Consider the following 20,334-nt stretch of genomic DNA (forward strand, 5'->3'; position numbering starts at 1 on the left):
GCCGGATGGTAGGGCCGCGAGCCGCGACCGGCGTACGCGCTGACCAGATGGCTGAGATCGAGCTGATCGACGATCTCCACCACGAACCGCGCCAAGTGGTCTTCGGGCAGGTACTCCTGCACACTCGCCGGGAACAGGTCTGGCGTGTCCCGATCCACCGTCACGAAATTGACCGCCATGCTGCACACTCGCGTCTGCGTGAACCCGGACCTATTGTACCCGGCCTGCGGCCCGATAAGTCGGACAGCCTCCTAGTGGGGCGCATTGCGCGGCCAGTGCTCCAGGTGCTTGCGCATCACATCTTTGACGGCGTCCGGCACATTTTGGAACGCGGCCTGGCGCATGCCGTCGGCCAGGAACTCTGGCATGTCATAGGGCAGCCGACGGCCCATCGCCTGAAACGTCCGATCCATCAGCTCGGGGTCGAGCGAGCGGGTTGCGGCGATGCCGGCGTTGAGATTGATGACACGCCAGGGTCGCCAGGCGTCGCCGCGGTTCTCATCGAGCTGCAGACGCACCGATGCCGCCTGAATGACCTCTTCCATCAGTGCGCACAGCGCCCGCAGCTCAGCCGGCGCACTGGTGGCGTTCACCACCATGCCGAAGCCGTCTGCGGTGCCCTCGAGGTTGTCGATGGTGGCGCCGCGGCGAGCGACCCAGACGCCCATCGCGGCGAACATCCGCGCGACCGTGTCGCGCTTATCCATGATCTCGACCTTGCGCACCAAAAAGGCCAGACGATCCAGGAGGTCCAGCCCGTAGGCGCACAGCTCATCGAGCTCGTCCTGCGCCAACTGCGCTGCACCCATTTCCAGGGCGCCGGCGATTTGGAAAAAATCCGACAGCGCCCGCGCCAGAGCCAACAGCCCGGATTCATCCTCCATGACCGACTGCGCTTCCCCTGCCCTCGCCAGCACGGCCTGCGTGATCTCCAACGCGAGGTCTGAAATGGCATCGTTTTCGATCACCAGAACATTCGTCGACACAATGCTCACCTACACAGACTGGCAGGCCGGCGCATGAATCCAGCCCATCACGGCGCCCGGCGGCGCCCGCGCCAAAAACCATTGCGCTGGCGCTCCAGTATTTCAACCAACGCCGCGCGTCTTGACCTCCGCGCTCCCGCCCCAAATCCTCGGGCCAGCGTTGACGCAGCGCCCTGCCGACCTCATCCACCGGAGACGTCCATGACCGAAACCGCCGCAGAAGCCATCGCCGATGGCAAATACGTCGAACTCACCTACCTCGTGCGCGACAGCAAAACCGGCGACGTGCTGACGGAGGTCTCGCGACCGCTGAATTACGTCCACGGCGTCAACGAGATCCTGGCCCCCGTGATTACCCAAGAACTCCAGGGCAAGACCCAGGGCGAGCGCGTCGACCTGCTGGTGGACTGCAACGAACTCTATGGCCCGAGGGACGAATCACTCGTGATCACCGAAAAGGTCGCCGTCGTGCCGCGTGAATATCGCCAGCTCGGCAGCCAGATCCTGATGGAGAACAACCTTGGGCAGATGAAAAGCTTTCTGGTCACCAAGATCGAAGGGGACAGTATTACCTTCGACGGCAACAACCCGCTCTGCGGCCGGGAAGTCATCTACCAGGTCAAGATCCTGCAGGTCCGCGAGGCCACGCCCGCCGAGCGCGAGCACGGCGGCCAGTTGCCGCCTGCGGCCCCCGAAGCTTGAGTATCCGAGCAGCCATCCAAGGCGCCCGCCGGTACAATCACCGGAGCCGGGCGCCCCGCGCCGACGCATGTCTCCGCGGAGCGTCTGTAGAGGTAGCGTCGTCCGCACCCAACCCGCGACGACGGCCCAACGCCTCAGGGACGCTTCGGCGTCTTGTACTGCACTTCTTTCTGCAGCGAATCCCACACGGTTTGGTATCCCACAAAGCCCTTCTCGTTGGGCTGCATCTGCTTGGTGGTGTAGAAGCGTGCCTTTCCTTCCGGCACCTTAGGCCTGCTCTTGGACTGCTGACTCATGGGTCACCTCTCTCGACATGACATGGTGGAACGATTGGAGCACGGCTACGACACACCATAGCGGCTCCGGCTAACAAAGTATGTGCACCAACGCCATCTCAATGCCGCCGCACACAGTTACCGACGCTGCGTGTCCGACAAATGCCGGCGGTTCGGCATCAGCGGGCGTAGACGACGTCTGGCGAGGCTCTATTCAAGCATTTTCTGCAGTGTTTCGTAGACGAATTCGTGTGTATACGCATTCTCGCCACAATGGGTCAGCGCTGCGTCTCCGGTGCGAAACGTCAGGTACGGATGCACCTCGCTGCCGTCGATCTCGATGGCCGAGGTATCGTCTATCGTACTGGCGACGCTGAAGGCGATGCTCGCCGTCGTCTCTTCCAGGGCCTCACCGCGCAAGCCCGCCTCCTGTAGCTTGACCCGGATACTCTGAACAAGCGCCCGAACGAACAGAGCCTGCTGTTGTTCGAACAACGTCGGGTCCAGGTTTAGGCGCATATGTTCTTACCCCTGCCGCCAGCGAACATGATCGTTATCTTCGGTGTCCGATTACAGCGGCACCGGCTTTACACCCGACAACTCGGGGCGCGGCTCAAGCTTGCCACCGGCCGCGATTTCCGCCTCGGTCGCGTCCCGAACCGTCAGGACTTCGAGTTCGAACACGACGTCCCGACCGCAGAGTGGGTTGTTGCCATCGATGGTCAAGGTTTTCTCATCCATCCGGGTGACCAGAAAGGTCTTCCGGTCGCCCTGCGCGTTTTCCATCACGATGGTCGTTCCCACCTCCCTGTACTCTTCGGGGACGTTGTCGATGCGATCGGTGATGACCAACGATTCGTCCCGCGGGCCGAAGAGCTTGTGACAGTCCAGCTCAACCGCGAGCGTCTCACCGGCGGCCCTGCCCTCCAGCTCGGCCATGACCTGTGATGACAGCACGTCGTTGACACCGTGGACGTAGCCCAGGGGGAAATCCACACCCGTGAGCTCCTGACCCGTTTTCGCGTCGCGCACTTTGTATTGCAGCTCGACGTACTTGTTGTGCTGTATCGTGTCTGTCATGACCTAGAAAATCGAAGCGGCGAAGATTCGGACCTCGCCTTTCTCGTAGCCAAGGACCATCCGCCCCAGCCACTCGCCTTCCTTTTGCGTGCTGCGCACCCGATAGAGGACTGTCACATGCTCGCCGCGGCGGATGAGGCCGAGAAAGTCTCGCTCTTCCACCAGGTTGCGGGAGAGCTCACTGTGGGCGAATTGCTTGCCAAGCTCCACCTCGTTGAGGCCGAGCAGCAGCTGGTACGAGAACTTACGAATGAATTTGCCGTATTGGCCCTTGTTGGAATACTGGATCAGCTCATCCCACAGCGGATGTGCGATCTCCAGGATTTCGTCGTCTGTCTTATCGTTGATATTCATGTCCCGTCGACATCTCGCAACGTCTCAGGTGCTCTGCGACCCGGTGGCCAGGCTATGTGGTCAGGCCATGGCCTGTCGCCGCAGTCTCCCAGTGATGGGGCGTCATGTCCGCCTGTGTCGAGGTGGTTATCGTCGGCGTCTGCCGGCTGACGCACGGGCCACACGGCTACAGATCTACCGCAGAAGCCATGTCCCACCGGTGCCGGGCCCCAGGGCACCCTCCCTGGTGCCCTTGCGGGGTATGCCTAAGCCGCCTTCGCTGCGGGCTCATCCTCGATCAGATGATAGCAGGGCGCCTTTTCCATGGTGTACTCGCCGGTCTCCGGATCGCGACGGGACACCGTCAGCACATGCCAGTTCTCATCATCCACTTTCATCGCGTCACCGCGATAGTAGTAGCCCGGCCAACGGGTTTCCTTGCGGAACAGGGTGTGATGCATGACCGCCTCGGATGTGAGGTGGCGATGCTTCAGCTCCCAGGCCCGCAGCAGCTCGTGGATATTCTCGGCCGCAAGCTTGTCGAGGTCTTCCTCCAGCAGCTTCAGCTTTTTCAGGCCGATGTGCAGCAGCTTCTCGTTGGTCATGTAGTTGACCGTGACGCCGCCGCAATACTCGTCCATCAGCTTCTGCAGCCGATCGAGACCCTGACGCGGATTGATGTAGTTCGGGTTGACCGTCCCCGCGGTGATCTCGTTGCGATAGACCTTGTAGTGCTCCATCGGCTTGTAGATCTCTTCCTTGCGGCGGTTGATCTGGGCGTCGGAAATGCGAATGCCCTCGGCCTTACCGTCGTCGATGTACTTGCAGGCGGCCTTGGCCGCGAGACGGCCTTCGGTGAAGGAGCCGGAGGAGAACGCGTGCGGCGTACCGCCCACCGCGTCGCCGGCGCCGAACAGACCCTCGACCGTGGTCATGCGGTTGTAACCCCAGAAGTAGTCATCCGGCGACACGTCCTCGGGGCCGCTGCACCAGGCGCCGCAACCCGTGGCGTGAGAGCCCATGACGTAGGGCTCGGAGGTGGTCAGCTCCGGGTTCTCGTACTTTGGATTGACGTCGGTGGCGGCCCACAGCACCGCCTGGCCAACGGTCATGCCCAGGAAGTTGTGCCAGCCGATCTCCTCGAGATGCGGATCCTGGAAGGCTTCCATGGTCACCATGTGGATCGGGCCGCGACCGGCGTTCACCTCATTGATGAATGCATGGTTGCGCAGACAGGTCGGAATCGGCCTGTGTGTGCGGTGCGATGCCTCGATGTCGAGGTAGCGCTTGCCGACCATCTTCTCTAGATCGGGGAACCACTTGGATTCGTATTCTTCGCCCAGTCCGTTCTGGGTGTAGGTCTTCAGGTGCAGGAAGTATGCCCCCACCGGCCCGTAGCCGTCCTTGAAGCGCGCGAGCACGATGCGGTTTTCCATCTGCGTCATCTTCGCGCCGGCGCCGATCAGCAGCCCATAGGCAGAGCCGGAGGACCAGGGCGCATACCACACCCGGCCCGCGCCTTCGCCCACGGAGCGCGGCTTGAAGATGTTGGAAGCGCCGCCGGCGGCCACGACGACGGTCTTCGACTTGAAGACGTGATAGTCACCGGTGCGCACATTGAAGCCCACGGCACCGGCGACGCGGTTGTCCCTGGTCTCATCCATCAGCAGATGGGTGACGCAGACACGGTTGAAGACCTTGTCTGCGGACTTCTTGGCGGCCTCTGCCACGATGGGCTTGTAGGACTCGCCGTGGATCATGATCTGCCAGCGACCCTCGCGCTGGTAGGCGCCGGTCTTGGGGTTACGCATCAGCGGCAGACCCCATTCCTCGAACTGGTGCACGGTCGAGTCCACGTGCCTCGCCATATCGAACAGGAGGTCTTCGCGGACCATCCCCATCAGGTCGATACGGGCATAGCGGACATGGTCTTCGGGATTATTCTCACCGAAGCGGGTGCCCATGTAGCAGTTGATGGCGTACAGGCCCTGGGCCACGGCACCGGAACGGTCGATGTTAGCCTTCTCGGCGACGACGATTTTCTTGTCCTTGCCCCAGTAGCGGGCCTCGAACGCGGCGCCGGTGCCACCCAGGCCTGCGCCACACACCAGGACGTCGATGTCGTCCTCAACCACTGTTTTGTAGCCCATTATTCGTACACCCCTGTCTTGAGTTTGAGACCAGCCGACTCGAGCGTGTGCAGACCGCCATCATCGAATCGGATGTATTTCGGCTCGTTGTACAGCAGCTGGCTGTCACGCACCTCCTGGCTCGGCGGCGGCGCGTCGGCCAGCTGGGGGATATGCTTGCCCCAGGGCTTGGTGGTGATGGGCGCCAGCAGGTTCATGTCCTTCTCGCCATTGCGGAAGATGATGCGCCAGGCGATGACACCCTTCTCCTCGTCGCGGCGCACGCGGACAGAATGTCCGAGGGGCGCGAAGTCCGCATAGCCGCGAACATCGATGGCATTGTGCGGGCAGGCCTTGACGCAGGAGTAGCACTCCCAGCACATGTTCGGCTCGATATTGTAGGCACGGCGCACCTTCGGATCGATGTGCATGATGTCCGAGGGGCAGATGTCGACACACTGGCCGCAGCCGTCGCAGCGCGTCATGTAAACGAAGGTTGGCATATGCAATTCCTCTTCGTGATGAAGTCAGCGGCTAAGCATCAGTAGTGGCTGGGGGCCTCACGCTTGATGCCCAAGCCCATGTTCGGCGGATTGTCGCCCATGTACTCCGGGATGTCGGGATAGCGCTCCTTGCACTCCGCGCTGGACAGATCCGGAATCTCCGGCAGCTTGTCGCGGGAGCCGTCGGCGACGGCGACTTTCTTTTGGAAGGCGGCGGCGGGCTTGAAGAACATGTGGGCAAACTTCGACCACAGGATCGTGCTGAAAAGCGTGGTGGACGCCGCAATGAACACGATGAAGGCGATGATGCTCAGCGCCGAGGCGGCACCGGTGATGGCCTGCATGGCGGACCAGACCAGCGCGAAGGTCGCCGTTAGCAGGAGCGACACGACGAACAGATCGGACTGATGCACGTTGTACCACTGGTTGCCCTCAGCACGGACATCGACCCGGATCTTGAACCAGAACCAGTAGCCACCAAAGCAGATCGACAAGGCACCGAGATGCCAAAGGAGTGCGGTGATGGGTGTGCCGCCTTCGGCCGCCGGCAATCCGAAGATCAAGATGGCCGTGGTCACCACGAAGAAAATGAACCCATACATCGTAAAGAGATGCGAGATCCGGCGATCGCGATTCTCGAACTCGCTTGAGCGCAGCACCTCGTTGGCGAAGGTGCTGACGGCCAGACCGATCTTCTCGCCGCCACTGACCTCGCGCTTGGCGATTTTCTTCAGCGCCTGACCTTTCTCGAAGAAGTACTTGCCGCTTTTCTTGTGGACGACATCAAGCAGGGTGCCGCCGATGACCAGAAAGACCATCAGAACGACATACGCTTGCATGACCCCCGGTTCCAGCGGCAGGCTCGCGGACAGAACCTCGAAAGGGTTACTTGTGATCATTGGGATGGTGACTCCACTTGGCTGATGTCCTCGACTACATCAAGGGATATGGACCTGAGCTGCCCGCGCTCGGGGCAGACCGGCGATGCCGATCGAACGGATATCCCACCACTCTACCAAGGTGTCAGCTGGGGTATCCGCTGGTGTATCGGCAAAGTTGCGCCTTGTGGCGACAACGATCCCGCAGTCTAAGCCTCTCGGCCTGTGGCGCGCGACTCATACATTTTTCGGGCACCATAACCAATGCTAATGAGGGTTCCTGCTGGGGCCAGTGGCTGGTGTGATAGCGGTTTTCCCGAGGTACGTCAACGGGCGGCTCACCGAGCGCCTGTGTCTCGGCGCCGCCATCACTGCCGGCTCTGGCCACCGCGCGCGGCCTTGCCCGCCTGGTGCTGCGCTCCAGCGCTCGCCGTCGGCGACGTGGACCACATCGGCATCCGCGGGCGCGCGCCTCGGCGCCGGCGAGCGTGTGCGCGCGGCCACAGCGCCGATGGGCCCGCCACCGCATCATCCGTCAGCGACCGCTGTCACCCGTCGTCGCTGAATGGATCATCGGACAATAACCCCACGATAACTGGTGCATAAGTCAGCACGGCACCCTGCAAGACCCCGAGGCGCTCAACGGTATCGGCGAGTCGCACCCGTAGGGCCTGATCCTGCGGCCGTGCCAGCAATTCCCGCAAAACATCGAGCACCGGAGCGATTTCTTCAGCGCCGACATGCTGCTCGAGCAGCATCAGCGCTTCCTCGATGCTCGTCACATCCAGACGGTGATCGAATCCGGTCATTTGCTCAGGCCCCGGCAGGTGGCGATGTTGCGGCGACAGGGTTTGACGGGGCCCCGGCGCACCGCCGGCCCGGTGGTCTCGTCATGCGATGGGCGACGGCGACCGACGGCGTCATTGATAAAGGACGCCATCTCGACGTCCCAGCGCGTAGGCGGACTCCCCCGCCGCCATGCGCAGTCGCGCTTCGATCCGAATCTTGTCCATCACTTCACGGTCGGCGATTTCCGGATAAAGCGGATAGAAGCGCGCCACATCCAGGGCATTGGCCTTGGCCGCCACCTCCATACGCCGCCGCTCATTCGGGCTCACGCCATGCAGCATGAGTAAGCGCGGCGCCTGGCGCTGCAAGTAGCGCTGACACAGGTCCCGTTGCTCGTCGTCATCCCAATCTTCGCGAATCAGGAATGGCGGAAAGGCTTCGGTCTCGTGATACCGCCGGGTGAACCAGCGCGCCTTCGGCTTGCTGCCCGCGCGCTCGGCCACGCGCCGTTCCAGCCGATAGTTCACCGGTCCGTAGGACATGCTGCGCTCGGTCTCGCTGGCTTCGATGGGCATCACAGCAGCCGGTAGCGCGGCCCACTCCGTCAGCTTTGGAAATGACGCCATTTCCGAGGCGTCGATGCACGAGAAAATCAAGGCCAGCGGTGACTCGTCTTTGGGATCGAGCAGCCAGTATTCGTAGCGATCTGCGGCCGCAAACGGCAGTTGTGCGTCCAGCAGAAACTGTGCGAGGTCGAGTATGCGCTGGTCGACCTGACCGCCCGCCGCCGACGGATTGTCGATCACCTGCTGCAGATCGCAGTACCTGATATGCGCCGCCCGGGTGAAACGACCGCGGTGGCCGCCCGGCCCCACACCGGGGCCACGACTTTTGGCATAGATGAATTGGAACTCCCACACATCACCGTCGATCGAGAGCGCACGAGCATCCGCAGACTCGGCGATTTGCACCTGCGCCGAAAACGGCTGCAGGATGCGCTGTGAGTGAGCTTTGATCATGGACGCGACATCACCATCGGGGTAGGTTCTCGGGGGCCGGGCACATGGGGACAGGTGGACGGGGCTGGACGCATGGCGTTGGGCGGATACGTTGCCGCAGGTTGCTATGCGGCATCGCCCTCGGGGACACGCCCGACCGACATCGAAGCCAGGCCTGAACGATCTGCTGAACGGTCCCGCCGCAGCGACGTTGCGAACACCGCGGGCAGTCCGGTGACACCGGGCCAGATGCACGACGGCTGGTGTAAACCGCAATGCACCGCCTGGGAATCCATGATAACGGGAAGTGCATCCGACGGAAAGCGGGCCGCCCGGGGACACCGAGGTGACTCGCCGCGCCGCTCTGCAGCGGGCCGACGGGAGGCGACAGAAAGGGTGGGGATGGCCCAGATCCGTCCATGCGCCGGAGCCCCGGGTGACACCCGGGCGGGCGACGGCTGCGGCTGCCGCCGGTCGCATTCTGGTAAGTGCTTGATTGAATGGCGCGCCTGACAGGATTCGAACCTGTGACCCCTGCCTTCGGAGGGCAGTACTCTATCCAGCTGAGCTACAGGCGCGGGGAAGGGGCGAACAGCGGGCCGCTGGATGGCTCGATGCCCGACGCACAAGGATAATCTGCTCAGGCGCGGTTGTCCACGACGGCCGACGCACAGAGGCGTGGTTTCGTGGCTGTTTCTGTGGCGGCGCATGCGCGATTTGCTGCCTGAGGCCTGACGCTGCGCCGGGTCGTGCGGCGCCGCATCCAGCGCCGGGCCGCTTCAGCGGCCCGCGGCACGCGCTCAGCCGCCGCCCAAGAGCCCCTTCAGCGCCGCCAGCTGCGCGCTGCCATGGGCACGGGCCTCGGCGTCGTCGCGCGGCTTGCTGTCGGGCTGGTGCAGTTCGGCGGCGGGGAGCTCGCCGAGGAAGCGGCTCGGCTGGCAGGCGACGGTCTCGCCGAAGCGCCGGCGGCGACGGGCGCGGGTGAAGGTCAGGCTCTGCTGGGCGCGGGTGATACCGACATAGCACAGGCGGCGCTCTTCCTGGATGCCCAGCTGGCCTGTGTCGGCGTCCGCGGCGGCGTCGCCGTCACCGACTTCGGCGGCGTCTTCCAGGCTGCTGCGGTGGGGCAGCAGCGCTTCTTCCATGCCCACGAGATACACATGGGGAAATTCCAGCCCCTTGGCGGCGTGCAGGGTCATCAGGTGCACGCGATCGCCGCCCTCGGCCTCGTCCTGGCGCTCCAGCACATCGAGCAGCGTGAGCCTGGCCACCAGGTCGGGCAGCGTGGCACCGGCGGCGGCATCGGCGGCGCGCTCGCGGTGTAGGCGCTCCAGCCAATCCACCAGGTCGGTGACATTGTCCATGCGGCGCTCGGCGGCGGCGCGGCTCGGGGCGTTGTCGCGGCACCAGCCGGCGTAGTCGATGCGCGCCACCAGCGCGCGCACGGCGGCGACGGGGTCGGCGGCGGTGCTCGCCTGGCTGCGGTGCTCCGCCAGCAATGCGCCCAGCTCGGCGAGGCGGCCGAGCTGGCGCTTGGGCAGATGCGGCGCCAGCAGGGGGTCGGCGCAGGCGGCGGCCAGCGGCTGCTCACCCTCGGCGGCGAAGGCGGCGAGGCGCTGCAGCGTGGTCGGGCCGATCGCCCGGCGCGGCACGTTGACCACGCGCAGGAAGGCGGCGTCGTCCGCCGGATTGGCCAGGAGACGCAGATAGGCCATGACGTCTTTGACCTCCGCGCGCGCGAAGAAGGAGGTCCCGCCGCTCAGAAAATAGGGCACGCTCAAGGCGCGCAGCGCCTGCTCGAAGGGCCGCGCCTGATGATTGCTGCGGTACAGGATGGCGATGCTGCCGTAGGGCCGGTCCTTGGTGAGGTGGTGGTGCTGGATCTCGGCGGCGACCCGCTCGGCCTCATGGGCCTCGTCGCGGCACACCAGCACCCGGGCGGGCTCGCCGGGACCGAGATCGCACCACAGGCGCTTGTCGAACAAGTGCGGGTTGTGGCCGATAAGCGCGTTGGCGAGCTTGAGAATGCGCCCGCTGGAGCGGTAATTCTGCTCCAGCATGACCACCCTGAGGGTCGGATAATGGTCCCGCAGCCGCGCCAGGTTGTCCGGGCGTGCGCCGCGCCAGGCGTAGATGGACTGGTCGTCGTCGCCCACCACCGTGAAGGCGGCGCGCGGGCCCACCAGCAGGCGCACCAGCTCATATTGGGCGCCGTTGGTGTCCTGATATTCGTCCACCAGCAGGTGGCGGATGCGGTTCTGCCAGCGCTCACGCAGGTCGCGGTCGTCGCGCAGCAGCCGCACGGGCCGGGTGATCAGATCATCGAAATCGCAGGCGTTATACGCCGTCAGGCTCTGCTGGTAGTGGCCGTAGAGCTCCGCGAGCATGGCCTCGAAGTCGTCTTCGGCGGTGCCGGCGGCGCGGGCGGGGTCGATGAGCTCATTTTTCCAGCGCGAGATGCGCGCCAACGCCGCGGCGGGCGTCACCGCATCCGCCAGCGCATGCTCGCGCAGGTGCTCCTTCAGCACCGTGGCGGCATCCTCGGGGTCGAACAGCGAGAATCCGGGCCGCAGGCCGGCGGCGTCCACCTCGCGTCGCAGCAGGTTGAGCCCGAAGGTGTGGAAGGTGGACACCTTGAGCCCGCGCCCGCGCTGACCCTTGAGCAGGGCACCCACCCGGGCCTTCATCTCCCGCGCCGCCTTGTTGGTGAAGGTGAGGGCGACGATGGCATGCGCCGGCACCCCCTGCACGCGGATCAGGTGCGCGATCTTGCGGGTGATCACCCGGGTTTTGCCGGAGCCCGCGCCGGCGATCACCAGCAGCGGGCCGCCGGTGTGCGCCACGGCCTCGGCTTGGCGGGGATTGAGCGCGGACATGGGGCAGTGGCAATCGGGCTGTTGGACGTTTGCAGCGGGCAGGCGCCGGGTGCGGCGCCGGTGGGGTGTGGGGCGAGCACGGGTGCCGGCGCACGCCCTCCGGCATGACGGGCCGTCAGCGCGTGGCCGCGGGCGCGCGCAGCAGATCATCCAGCCGCGCTTCGAGGGCGGACTGGGCGATGTCGCGGGTGATGAACACCAGCCGCGAGCGCCGGTCCGGCGTCGGCCAGGCTGCAAGCTCCAGCGGTTTCGCGAGGCTGTGCTGCACGCCGTGGATCACCACCGGCCCGGCGCAGCCCTGCACGTTCAGCATCCCCTTCACCCGCAGCAGGTCCGGTCCCGCCAGCGCACCGAGGGCCTGCATCAGCGCGGCCGGCACGTCCGCGGCCAGCGGCGCATCGCGCAGGATACAGAAGGCGCGGATGTGATCGTCGTGGCGGTTCGGGTCGTGCCCGTGCCCGTGCCCGTGCCCGTGCCCGTGCCCGTGCCCGTGCCCTTCAGGGTGATGATGCGCCTGATCGTGGTCGTCGTGCGCATGCTGGCCATGGGTATGGGCGGGCGCCGCGCCGGCTTCGTCGATGCCGGTCCGTGCGCCCGCCCCATAGGCCTCCGCATTCAGCCAGCGCAGCACGTCCGCCGGCTTGCTCTGCGGCTGGAACGGCCCCAGGCCGAGCACCGCCGCCGGGTCGACGGCGCCGTGTGTCACCGGCACCTGCGCCGCAGCCGGGTTGATGTCCGCCAGACGCCGTCCCAGCGCCGACTGCGCGCCGTCGCCGGCGAGATCCCCCTTGGTCAGCAGCAGCCGGTCGGCGACGGCCACCTGCTTCACCGCCTCCGGATGGGCGTCCAGCGTGGCGGCGGCGTTGGCGAGGTCGACAACGGTCACCACCCCGTCGAGACGATACCGGCGGTTGATGACGCCGATCGTCATCAGCGTGTGCAGGATGGGGGCCGGGTCCGCGAGCCCGGTGGTCTCGATCACGACGCGGTCGAACTGCCGCTCACCGCCGCGCGCGTAGCGCCAGTGCGCGTCCTTGAGGGTGCTCACCAGATCACCGCGCACGGTGCAGCACAGACAGCCGCTCGCCATCTCCACCACCGTGTCGTCCGGTACCCGGCTCATGAGCAGGTGATCCAGGCCCACCGCCCCGAATTCGTTCACGATCACCAGGGTGCGCGCCAGCGCCGGCTGCCGCAGCAGATGGTTCAGCACCGTGGTCTTGCCGCTGCCGAGGAAGCCGGTGAGCAGGGTGAGGGGTATGTGCATGGAGACTATTGGCGGATATGTGGTGAGGGGCCGCACGGGCGTTGCGCCGGCTCGGCGCCGGGCGCCGTCACGCACGACTGAGCCGGCTCGGTGTCGCCATGGTATACCCGACGTCGATCGAGCTTCGGCATCAGCTCAAGGCCTGCGTCGATCCCCTGGCCTGGCCCCAGGTGACGCTGATCTTCATGGTCATCCTGGCCACCGTGGTGGTGAGCGAATGGATCTCGGCGCGGTTGCGGCATGCGCCGATCTGAGGCCGCCGCCGGCCCGGCGCTCAGGGCTGCGGCGCCAGCACATCCCGCAGCCACACAAGCGCCGCGGCCACGTCCGCGGCCGCCGGCAACGCCGGCCGCGGCGGGCGCTCGCGCATCACCACCGGGATGCCGCGCTCGCGGGCCGCCTGCAGCTTGGCGGCGCTGGCGCTGCCACCGCTGTTCTTGCAGACGATACAGTCGATGTTGTGGGCCTCAAGCAGCATGCGCTCGGCATCCAGGTCAAAGGGGCCGCGGTCCAGCAGCAGCTCGGCGTGGGCGAAGGCGGGCAGCGGGCTCGGCGGACTCACGCAGCGCACCAGAAACCAGACATCGTCCAGCAGCGCGAAGGGCGCGAGCGCCTGCCGGCCGACGGCCAGCAGCACCCGGCGCGCGCCCAGCATGCGCAGCGCGACGACGGCGCCGTACCAGTCGTTCACCGGCTCCCAGCGATCCCCCGGCACCGGCGCCCAGGCGGGGCGCTCCAGGCGCAGCAGCGGCAGGCCCAGGTCGGCGCAGGCCTGGGCGGCGTGGTCGCCCATGGTGGCGGCGAAAGGATGCGTCGCATCGATCACGGCGGCGATGCGCCCGCCGGCGAGATAGGCGGCGAGCCCGTCGACACCGCCGAAGCCGCCGACGCGCAGCGCGCCCGCGGGCCGACGCGGCTCGGATGTGCGCCCGGCGAGGGAGGTCACGACGCGCAGATCCGCGCGATCGGCCAACGCCTCGGCCAGCGCATAGCCTTCGCTGGTGCCGCCGAGGATCAGGACGCTGGTGATGGAGGCTTTGCACATGCGGCGTTTAATCCGGCGTCACACAATGGTCGGCGCAAAGGTCGCATGTTTGGGTGACGGCATCAGCGCCCTGCCCGTTCCACGGCATCGCGCAGCAGCGCGGCGGCGCGATAGGCGCCGTGCACCATCTTGGTGTAGGGCAATAGCACGAACAGGGCGAGCACCGTGCCCAGGTGCACCGCCAGCAGCAGACCCATGGCGCTGGTGCCGCGCAGTGCCAGCAGCGCCAGGCCGGTGGCGGCCACGGCGAGCAGCAGCCAGGTGAGGGCGACGTCGGCGCCGCGGCTGGGCGGGTGCGTCGGCGCGGGATCCTCCCGGCGGCGCAGCCACAGCAGCCCGATGCATCCCACCACCATGCCGATGCCGCCGGCGGTGCCGAGCAGCACCGGCGCGCTCAGCAGCGGATAGGGCGCGGGCTGGCCGAGCATGTGGTGCCGCAGGGCGGCGACGGTGGTGGCGCCGAGGCAGAGCAGGAAGCCGTAGAACAGCGCGTGGTGGAAGCGCCGGCGCCGCCGTGACGGGCGATGATCCAGATCCGCGCAGCCGGGGCCACCGCCGGATTGGTGCTTCAGCGTCAACAGGTCCAGCGCCGCCCGTGCGAGGGCCCCGCCCCCAGCCCCCCTGCCCGGCCCCGCAATGCGCGGCGCCGGCGCCGTCGTCCGCCAGAATCGCCGCACGCCCACGGCGATGGCGAACAGCGCGAAGCCCAGGCTGAGCACTGCGCCGGCCGTCATGACGCTGAGCGGCACCACCGCGTAAAACGCACCCGGACCGGCGTGGGCGGCGAACAGGGTCGGCGCGGGCACCGTCAGCACCACCGCCAGCGTGAAGGCCAGCACCACGGCGACCGCCAGCAGCCCCGCCCGGCGCCCGTGGCCGGCGAACGACCCGGCCAGGGCCCGCGGCCAGGCGTAGCGCGCGTAGCTGTGCCAGCGCTGCCGGGCCAGTGCCCGCGGCAGATTCACGGCAAAGGCGTGGGGCGGCGCGTACTGACAATCGTAGAGGCAGCTGCGGCAGTGGTGACACAGGTTGGCGAGATGGTCGAGGTCACCGGGCGTGAGTCGGTGGCGGCGTTCCGCGGCGCTGAACACCGCACAGAGCCCGTTGCAATAGTTGCAGATGTTGCAGATGCCGAGCTGTCGCCGGGTCTCGGCACCGTCGGCCGCCGCAGCCGGGTCGATGACGCGCGCGGCCGGGGCGTTCATGGATGGCGCCTCCGGGGCCGGCGCCGACGGCGGCGGAGCGGCGGGGACGGCGCGCCCGCGGCGCATCAGCGGGCACCACCGCCGGCGCGGCCCGCGGCCCGCGCGGCCTCGCGCCCGGCAATGCGCCCGAACACCAGTGAGATGCTCACCGCGAGCCCGGACAAATAGCCCTGCGGGATCAGGTTCGCGGCCATGATCATGCCCGCCGCAAAAACATTGTGCACAGACCCACCATCGGCCCATGCTACCCGCGTGCGGGTGTCCACGGCGACACCGTGGTGGGCGAAAGTCACCCCGGGACGCATGGGGTAGGCAGCGAAGGGCGGCTCGGCGATGGGGCGGGCGTGCGCAGACTTGGGCGGCACGAGCCCAACCGTGCACCAGTCAGCGGTGGCGAGCGGGTCCGCCGGCGGCTGGATGCTCGCATTGTAGGCGGCGACGGTGGCGGCCAAGCCCGGGGCATCCACGCCCGTCGCGGCGGCCAGCGCCGCGATGCTCGGCGCCTGGATGGGCGGGTACAGCGCCGCCGGCGCTGCCCGCAGCCCGGCGGCGTCCAGCACCAGCCAGCCGGTCTGCGCCGGATAGGCCGCCAGCCGCTGCCCCCAGCGGGCATAACGGGTGGAGGCGGTGTCGGCCCCCTCGTCGTGCCGGCGGCGGCCGGCGCAGTCGACGACGATGCCGAGGGGCATGCCCCGGATACGCGTGACAATGCCGCCGTCCGCCGCCGGTGAGCGCGCATCCACCGCCACCAGGTACAGCCCGGCCCGGTCGCCGGCGGCCACCGCCCCCGCCGCCAGCAGCCAGTCGAGCAGCTCGCCGCGGACGTGCGGAGTCCCACGATTGATGAAGCCGGCCGCCGCCTGTCCCCAGTGCCGTGCGAGCCGGATCGGGTCGGCATGGGCGCCGCCACAGGCGAGCACAAAGGCGCCGGCGCCCATGGCCCCCGCCGCCGTCTGCGCCGCCGTCGCGCAACCGCCACTGCGCACCAGCGCATCCGCGCGGCAGCCCGGCATGAGCGCCACCCCCAGGGCCAGCGCCCGGTCCGCGAGCGCACGCACCGCCGCCATGCCGCCGCCCAGAAAGAATGCGGTGCGGCGTGAATAGGGCAGCGGACCCTGCGCCGGGCGTTGCAGCGCGACACCCTGGGCCAGCAGCCAGTCCGGCAATTCGCGGCTCTGTGCCACCAGGGTATCCAGCAGCCGCGGATCGGCGCCGCCGCCGCTGGCGCGCAGCAGGTCGGCGCGAAACTGTGCGGCCGGATAGGCATCCGGCGTGTATCGATTCGGCGCGTCATGCGCGTAGCGAAAGTTGCGTGAATGGCGCGTGTTGCCGCCGAGCAGCGGCGGCGGTGCGGCATCCAATAGCCGCACCCGCGCGCCCGCCGCCGCGGCCTCGAGGGCGGCGGCCAGCGCCGCCGCGCCGCCGCCGATGACGAGCACGTCCGGATTCCGGCTGGAAGGGTGCAAAATCGGGTGACCGTTTGACAGCGGTGGGAGCGGTCAACAAAATCCGACGCTCGATCGCATCGGCGCCGCAGGCGAGGCCACAGCAGTGTCCGCCGCGGGCGCAGGCGAGGCAATGACCAACGACAGGTGAGCCCCTTGCAGCCATTCATCCCTACGCCTTGCGGCGCCCGTCGCGGCCCTGCGAGCCGCCATCGCCCGGTGCTTGCGGGCCCGGTCCCGCTATGGGCTCGACTGGTGACCGCACCGGGGGCCACACTGGGGGCCACACCGGCGATACGCCACCATGGGTAAGGTCTGGTTCGTCGGCGCGGGCCCCGGGGCGCCGGACCTGATCACGGTCCGCGGCAGCCAGGTGCTGGCACAGGCCGATGCCATCCTCTACACCGGCTCGTTGGTGGCGGAGACGGCGCTGCAGTGGGCGCCGCAGGGCTGCGAGATCGCGGACTCCAAAGCCATGGATCTGGCGCAGGTGACGGACTGGCTGCTGACGCGCGCCGAGCGGCATGCCACCGTCGTGCGGCTGCAAACCGGCGACCCCACCCTCTACGGCGTGCTCGCGGAGCTGGCCCGCCCCCTGGATGCGGCGGGGGTGGACATCGGCATCGTGCCCGGCGTCTCATCGGCCATGGCCGCCGCCGCCGCCGCCGGCGAGTGCCTGACGCTGCCGGAGGTGACCCAAACCGTCATCTTCACCCGCTTCGCCGGGCGCACGCCCATGCCGCCGGGCGAGTCCTTCGCGGCGCTCGCCCGACACGGCTGCACGCTCTGCGTGTTTCTGTCCATCGAGCGCATCGCCGCCGTCGCCGAGACCTTGCAGGGTGCCGGATGGACCGCGGACGCCCCGGTGGTGGTGGTGCACAAGGCCACCTGGCCGGGCGAAGAGCAGGTGCTGCGCGGCAGCCTCAGCGACATCGCCGCACGCTGCCAGGCCGCCGGCATCGTGCGCCAGGCGATGATTCTGGTGAGCCCGGCACTGGGTGCGCGGCGGCGGGCCGGCGCGGCGACCTCCAAGCTCTACGACGCCGGGTTCGAGCGGCGGTTTCGGGGCAAGTGACCGGGGCTGGGGCCGACACCTGAGCGCCGGACCGGCGCGGGCGGGGTCGCCGCGCGCCTGCCCCGCAGCGTGCAGCGGTGCGCCATGCCAGTTGTCACGCCGCTATGGCGTCTCGCATTTGGTGTTGCCGTACGCTTCGAGGCAGCGCCGCTGGGCACATTGGGTGATCCGGGCGTTGCGCTCGCGCGCGTTGATATCGACGGTCTCCACGGCGACGTAGGGGACGGAAACCTGCATCGTCTCGGCGGTGCACTTGGTCTTGCCATTGACGGTCTCGCAGACCGTCTCCCCGGTCGGGCGCTCTTCGTACCGCGTCTTGTTCACCAGTCGGTCCTCATAGACCGGCGGCAGCTTGTCCAGCCATTGGGCTTCGCAAATGCCGCGCTCGGCACGGTACTCCGCCGTACCGCAGCCCGCCAGCAGGGCCAAGGTCATCGACAGCGTGGCGTATATCCGTGCCCGGGCTGACAGGGTCATGATGGAGCCTCGCGCTGGTCTGTGATCGTTGGTGGGCCGCAGGCTAACGCGCCGCGCCCCGGATGCAAAGCCAAAGCGCCGGGAAGCAGCGGATCGGCTCACACCCTTGTGTGCTTCGGCCCCCCCAGACTGGCCAAATCCGACCGGGCCCGCCACAATGCCCGGCCCATGTGCCTGCCAAATCCCCACTCAGCATCGTGAAGCACTGGCTTTGGCTATCCGTCGGCGTGCTGGCTCTGGACCAGGTCAGCAAATGGCTGGTGCTCGCGGCGCTGGCCCCCTATGAAGTGGTCGAGCTGGTGCCAAACCTGAACCTGACGCTGATGTTCAACACCGGCGCCGCCTTCAGCCTGCTGTCGGATGCGGGGGGCTGGCAGCGCTGGCTGTTCACGGCCTTTGCGCTGGCGGTGACACTGGTGCTGGTGATCTGGCTGCTACGGCTCAAGCCGGGAGAGGGCTGGCTCGCGGCGGGGCTCGCGCTCATCATCGGCGGCGCCGTCGGCAACCTCATCGACCGCGTGCTGCTGGGTCATGTGGTGGACTTCATCCAGGTCTATCTGCCCTTCATTCCACTGGCCCTGTTCAACCCCTGGCCGTCGTTCAATGTGGCAGACAGCGCCATCTCCGTCGGTGTGGCGATGCTGATCATCGAAAGCCTGCGCGGGGAGCGCGGGCTCGACGCCGGGGCCGAGCGCTGAAGCGCAGGCTGTGCCCAGCCGAACGGCTCCCGCGCTCACGCCGTGCGGACTGATGCGGCGGAACTGGTGGGACAGGTTGGCGGGGCGGGCCGGCGCGATGCCGGCGCCGCGGCTTACTGCTTGGGCGGCACGTAGCCTTCCGGCATCATGGCACCCTCGCCGAAGAAGAACTTTTCCATCTGCTCTTCCAGGAATTTGCGGGCCTTGGGGTCCATGGGGCTCAGGCGATTCTCGTTGATGAGCATGGTTTGATGCTTGAGCCAGTCGCCCCAGGCCTGCTGAGAGACGTGCTCGAACACCCGCTTGCCAAGTGCGCCGGGATAGGGCTGGCGCGGCAGGCCTTCGGCTTCACGGCCGAGCTTCACGCAATGAACCATTCGTGTCATAGGGCTTCTCCGTTGTCGTGGCGGGCGATGGGGGCATCGATGCGTCGTAGTGAGGTGACGGCGTCGTCGAGGAGCCGACGAATCGGCGCGGGCAGGCCGAGATCGCCCGGCTGCATGGGGTCCACCCAGCGGCTGCCGGGCGCATCGCCAACCCGATCCGAAGTCGCAGGCAGGCGCAGCAGCGCCGCGTCGATGTCCAAATGAAAGTGGGTGAAGGAATGCCTGCGCGCAGCCAGCATTTCAAGCCGTTGTGGTGCAGCACCCAGGCGCCGTCGGCACCAATCCACGGCGGCATCGGCGACGGGCTGGTGCAGTTCGGCCCCGGCCAGGGCCGGCGGCACCCAGAGGCCGCCCCAGACGCCCGTGGGCGCCCGGCGCTCCAGCAACAGCCGTCCCTGCGGGTCCACCACCAACAGCAGACAGGTGCGACGCACCGGATGCGCGCGCCTGGGCTTGGGCGCCGGGTAGTCGCGCTGGGCACCCCGGTGCAGCGCCACGCACCGCACCGCCAGAGGACAGCGCCCGCAGGCGGGCGCCGCGCGGGTGCACAGCGTCGCACCGAGATCCATCATCGCCTGATTGTAGGCGCCGACCGACGGCACCTCGGGTGTCAGCTCGTCGGCGAGCCGCCAGAGCGTATTCAGGACAGCACTCTTGCCCGGCCAGCCGGGCACCGCGAAGCAGCGTGCCAGCACCCGTTTGCAGTTACCGTCCAAAATGGGCTCGCGCTCGCCGTGGGCCAGGGAGCGGATGGCCCCGGCGGTGGAGCGGCCGATGCCGGGCAGCGCCGTCAGCGCCGCCATTCCCCGCGGCAGCTCCCCCCCATGTGCCGTCATCATCATGCGCGCGGCCTTGTGCAGGTTGCGGGCGCGGGCGTAGTAGCCCAGCCCGGACCACAAGTGCAGCACGGCATCCTGGTCCGCGGCCGCCAGCGCCGCCAGGTCGGGAAAGCGCGCCATGAAACGCTCGAAGTAGGGGATGACCACGGCGACCTGGGTCTGCTGCAGCATGATCTCCGACACCCAGACCCGATACGGCGTCGCCGGGCGCTGCCAGGGCAGATCTTTGCGGCCATGCGCGTCGAACCAGGCCAGCAGCGCCGCAGCGAAGGCGCCCGGCGGCCAGGGCTGCGGGGGCAGCTCGGCGAGCAGATCGGTCCGTGTGACGTGCGTTTGCATGACTCGCCT

At 67.5% G+C, this 20,334-nt stretch carries 22 protein-coding genes, 1 tRNA gene and 1 pseudogene; 4 read left to right on the forward strand and 20 right to left on the reverse strand.

Annotated features, from left to right (window positions below; genetic code table 11):
- Both QZ588_RS07055 and QZ588_RS07060 read right to left on the reverse strand, forming a co-directional pair.
- Nucleotides 1–179, reverse strand: a pseudogene (locus QZ588_RS07055) (IS5/IS1182 family transposase); the annotation flags it as partial.
- A 72-nt stretch (nt 180–251) separates the two neighbouring features.
- On the reverse strand, nt 252–986 hold the full coding sequence (locus QZ588_RS07060; RefSeq protein ID WP_295541236.1) for a hypothetical protein: 735 nt from the start codon (nt 984–986) through the stop codon (nt 252–254).
- Between the two features lie 201 nt (nt 987–1,187).
- Here QZ588_RS07060 and QZ588_RS07065 point away from each other — a divergent pair, with 201 nt between their 5' ends.
- On the forward strand, nt 1,188–1,688 hold the full coding sequence (locus tag QZ588_RS07065; protein ID WP_295541237.1) for a peptidylprolyl isomerase: 501 nt from the start codon (nt 1,188–1,190) through the stop codon (nt 1,686–1,688).
- A gap of 134 nt (nt 1,689–1,822) precedes the next feature.
- Here the strand turns inward: QZ588_RS07065 and QZ588_RS07070 are convergent, their stop codons facing one another.
- From QZ588_RS07070 to QZ588_RS07125, 12 genes are all read right to left on the reverse strand, one after another.
- On the reverse strand, nt 1,823–1,984 hold the full coding sequence (locus QZ588_RS07070; RefSeq protein WP_295541239.1) for a hypothetical protein: 162 nt from the start codon (nt 1,982–1,984) through the stop codon (nt 1,823–1,825).
- 189 nt (nt 1,985–2,173) lie between these two features.
- Nucleotides 2,174–2,482 (reverse strand): hypothetical protein, encoded by a 309-nt coding sequence (locus QZ588_RS07075; protein WP_295541241.1) that lies wholly within the window; start codon nt 2,480–2,482, stop codon nt 2,174–2,176.
- 51 nt (nt 2,483–2,533) lie between these two features.
- On the reverse strand, nt 2,534–3,043 hold the full coding sequence (locus QZ588_RS07080; protein ID WP_295541242.1) for a peptidylprolyl isomerase: 510 nt from the start codon (nt 3,041–3,043) through the stop codon (nt 2,534–2,536).
- A 3-nt stretch (nt 3,044–3,046) separates the two neighbouring features.
- A complete protein-coding gene (locus QZ588_RS07085; protein ID WP_295541244.1) occupies nt 3,047–3,397 on the reverse strand; it encodes a hypothetical protein in 351 nt (116 codons plus the stop codon).
- 245 nt (nt 3,398–3,642) lie between these two features.
- Nucleotides 3,643–5,526: an adenylyl-sulfate reductase subunit alpha gene (gene aprA / locus QZ588_RS07090; protein ID WP_295541246.1), complete on the reverse strand. Its 1,884-nt coding sequence runs from the start codon at nt 5,524–5,526 to the stop codon at nt 3,643–3,645.
- Complete coding sequence (gene aprB / locus QZ588_RS07095; protein ID WP_295541248.1) at nt 5,526–6,008, reverse strand: adenylyl-sulfate reductase subunit beta; 483 nt, start codon at nt 6,006–6,008, stop codon at nt 5,526–5,528. The genes aprA and aprB overlap by 1 nt, the downstream gene beginning before the upstream one ends.
- 38 nt (nt 6,009–6,046) lie before the next feature.
- Nucleotides 6,047–6,907: an adenylyl-sulfate reductase gene (locus QZ588_RS07100; RefSeq protein WP_295541250.1), complete on the reverse strand. Its 861-nt coding sequence runs from the start codon at nt 6,905–6,907 to the stop codon at nt 6,047–6,049.
- A 527-nt stretch (nt 6,908–7,434) separates the two neighbouring features.
- Nucleotides 7,435–7,695, reverse strand: coding sequence for a hypothetical protein (locus QZ588_RS07105; protein WP_295541252.1), 261 nt, complete (start codon nt 7,693–7,695; stop codon nt 7,435–7,437).
- Nucleotides 7,696–7,806: 111 nt separating this feature from the next.
- A complete protein-coding gene (locus QZ588_RS07110; protein ID WP_295541254.1) occupies nt 7,807–8,694 on the reverse strand; it encodes a hypothetical protein in 888 nt (295 codons plus the stop codon).
- A gap of 480 nt (nt 8,695–9,174) precedes the next feature.
- Nucleotides 9,175–9,251: transfer RNA gene (locus QZ588_RS07115), tRNA-Arg, on the reverse strand.
- A 222-nt stretch (nt 9,252–9,473) separates the two neighbouring features.
- A complete protein-coding gene (locus QZ588_RS07120; RefSeq protein ID WP_295541256.1) occupies nt 9,474–11,549 on the reverse strand; it encodes a UvrD-helicase domain-containing protein in 2,076 nt (691 codons plus the stop codon).
- A gap of 115 nt (nt 11,550–11,664) precedes the next feature.
- Nucleotides 11,665–12,816, reverse strand: a complete 1,152-nt coding sequence (locus QZ588_RS07125) for a GTP-binding protein (RefSeq protein ID WP_295541258.1) — start codon at nt 12,814–12,816, stop codon at nt 11,665–11,667.
- A 98-nt stretch (nt 12,817–12,914) separates the two neighbouring features.
- Here QZ588_RS07125 and QZ588_RS07130 point away from each other — a divergent pair, with 98 nt between their 5' ends.
- Nucleotides 12,915–13,070, forward strand: coding sequence for a hypothetical protein (locus tag QZ588_RS07130; RefSeq protein ID WP_295541259.1), 156 nt, complete (start codon nt 12,915–12,917; stop codon nt 13,068–13,070).
- Nucleotides 13,071–13,090: 20 nt separating this feature from the next.
- Here the strand turns inward: QZ588_RS07130 and QZ588_RS07135 are convergent, their stop codons facing one another.
- From QZ588_RS07135 to tcuA, 3 genes are all read right to left on the reverse strand, one after another.
- Nucleotides 13,091–13,861: a cobalt-precorrin-6A reductase gene (locus QZ588_RS07135; RefSeq protein ID WP_295541261.1), complete on the reverse strand. Its 771-nt coding sequence runs from the start codon at nt 13,859–13,861 to the stop codon at nt 13,091–13,093.
- A 62-nt stretch (nt 13,862–13,923) separates the two neighbouring features.
- Nucleotides 13,924–15,066, reverse strand: coding sequence for a tricarballylate utilization 4Fe-4S protein TcuB (tcuB, locus tag QZ588_RS07140; RefSeq protein WP_295541263.1), 1,143 nt, complete (start codon nt 15,064–15,066; stop codon nt 13,924–13,926).
- 65 nt (nt 15,067–15,131) lie between these two features.
- Nucleotides 15,132–16,532 carry an FAD-dependent tricarballylate dehydrogenase TcuA gene (gene tcuA / locus QZ588_RS07145; RefSeq protein WP_295541265.1) on the reverse strand — a complete coding sequence of 467 codons (1,401 nt, stop codon included), beginning with the start codon at nt 16,530–16,532 and terminating at the stop codon, nt 15,132–15,134.
- A gap of 283 nt (nt 16,533–16,815) precedes the next feature.
- Here tcuA and cobM point away from each other — a divergent pair, with 283 nt between their 5' ends.
- Complete coding sequence (gene cobM, locus QZ588_RS07150) at nt 16,816–17,586, forward strand: precorrin-4 C(11)-methyltransferase (RefSeq protein WP_295541267.1); 771 nt, start codon at nt 16,816–16,818, stop codon at nt 17,584–17,586.
- 102 nt (nt 17,587–17,688) lie between these two features.
- On the opposite strand, the gene QZ588_RS07155 is transcribed toward cobM, so the two are convergent.
- Nucleotides 17,689–18,063 (reverse strand): hypothetical protein, encoded by a 375-nt coding sequence (locus QZ588_RS07155; RefSeq protein WP_295541269.1) that lies wholly within the window; start codon nt 18,061–18,063, stop codon nt 17,689–17,691.
- A gap of 197 nt (nt 18,064–18,260) precedes the next feature.
- Here QZ588_RS07155 and lspA point away from each other — a divergent pair, with 197 nt between their 5' ends.
- A complete protein-coding gene (gene lspA / locus QZ588_RS07160; RefSeq protein ID WP_295541270.1) occupies nt 18,261–18,761 on the forward strand; it encodes a signal peptidase II in 501 nt (166 codons plus the stop codon).
- Nucleotides 18,762–18,874: 113 nt separating this feature from the next.
- Here lspA and QZ588_RS07165 read toward each other — a convergent pair whose 3' ends face one another.
- A complete protein-coding gene (locus tag QZ588_RS07165; protein ID WP_295541271.1) occupies nt 18,875–19,147 on the reverse strand; it encodes an oxidative damage protection protein in 273 nt (90 codons plus the stop codon).
- Nucleotides 19,144–20,325 (reverse strand): A/G-specific adenine glycosylase, encoded by a 1,182-nt coding sequence (gene mutY / locus QZ588_RS07170; protein WP_295541273.1) that lies wholly within the window; start codon nt 20,323–20,325, stop codon nt 19,144–19,146. The genes QZ588_RS07165 and mutY overlap by 4 nt, the downstream gene beginning before the upstream one ends.
- Between the last annotated feature and the right edge of the window lie 9 nt (nt 20,326–20,334).

It is taken from the genome of uncultured Thiohalocapsa sp., from assembly GCF_913062725.1.
In the GTDB taxonomy this organism is placed as follows: domain Bacteria; phylum Pseudomonadota; class Gammaproteobacteria; order Chromatiales; family Chromatiaceae; genus Thiohalocapsa.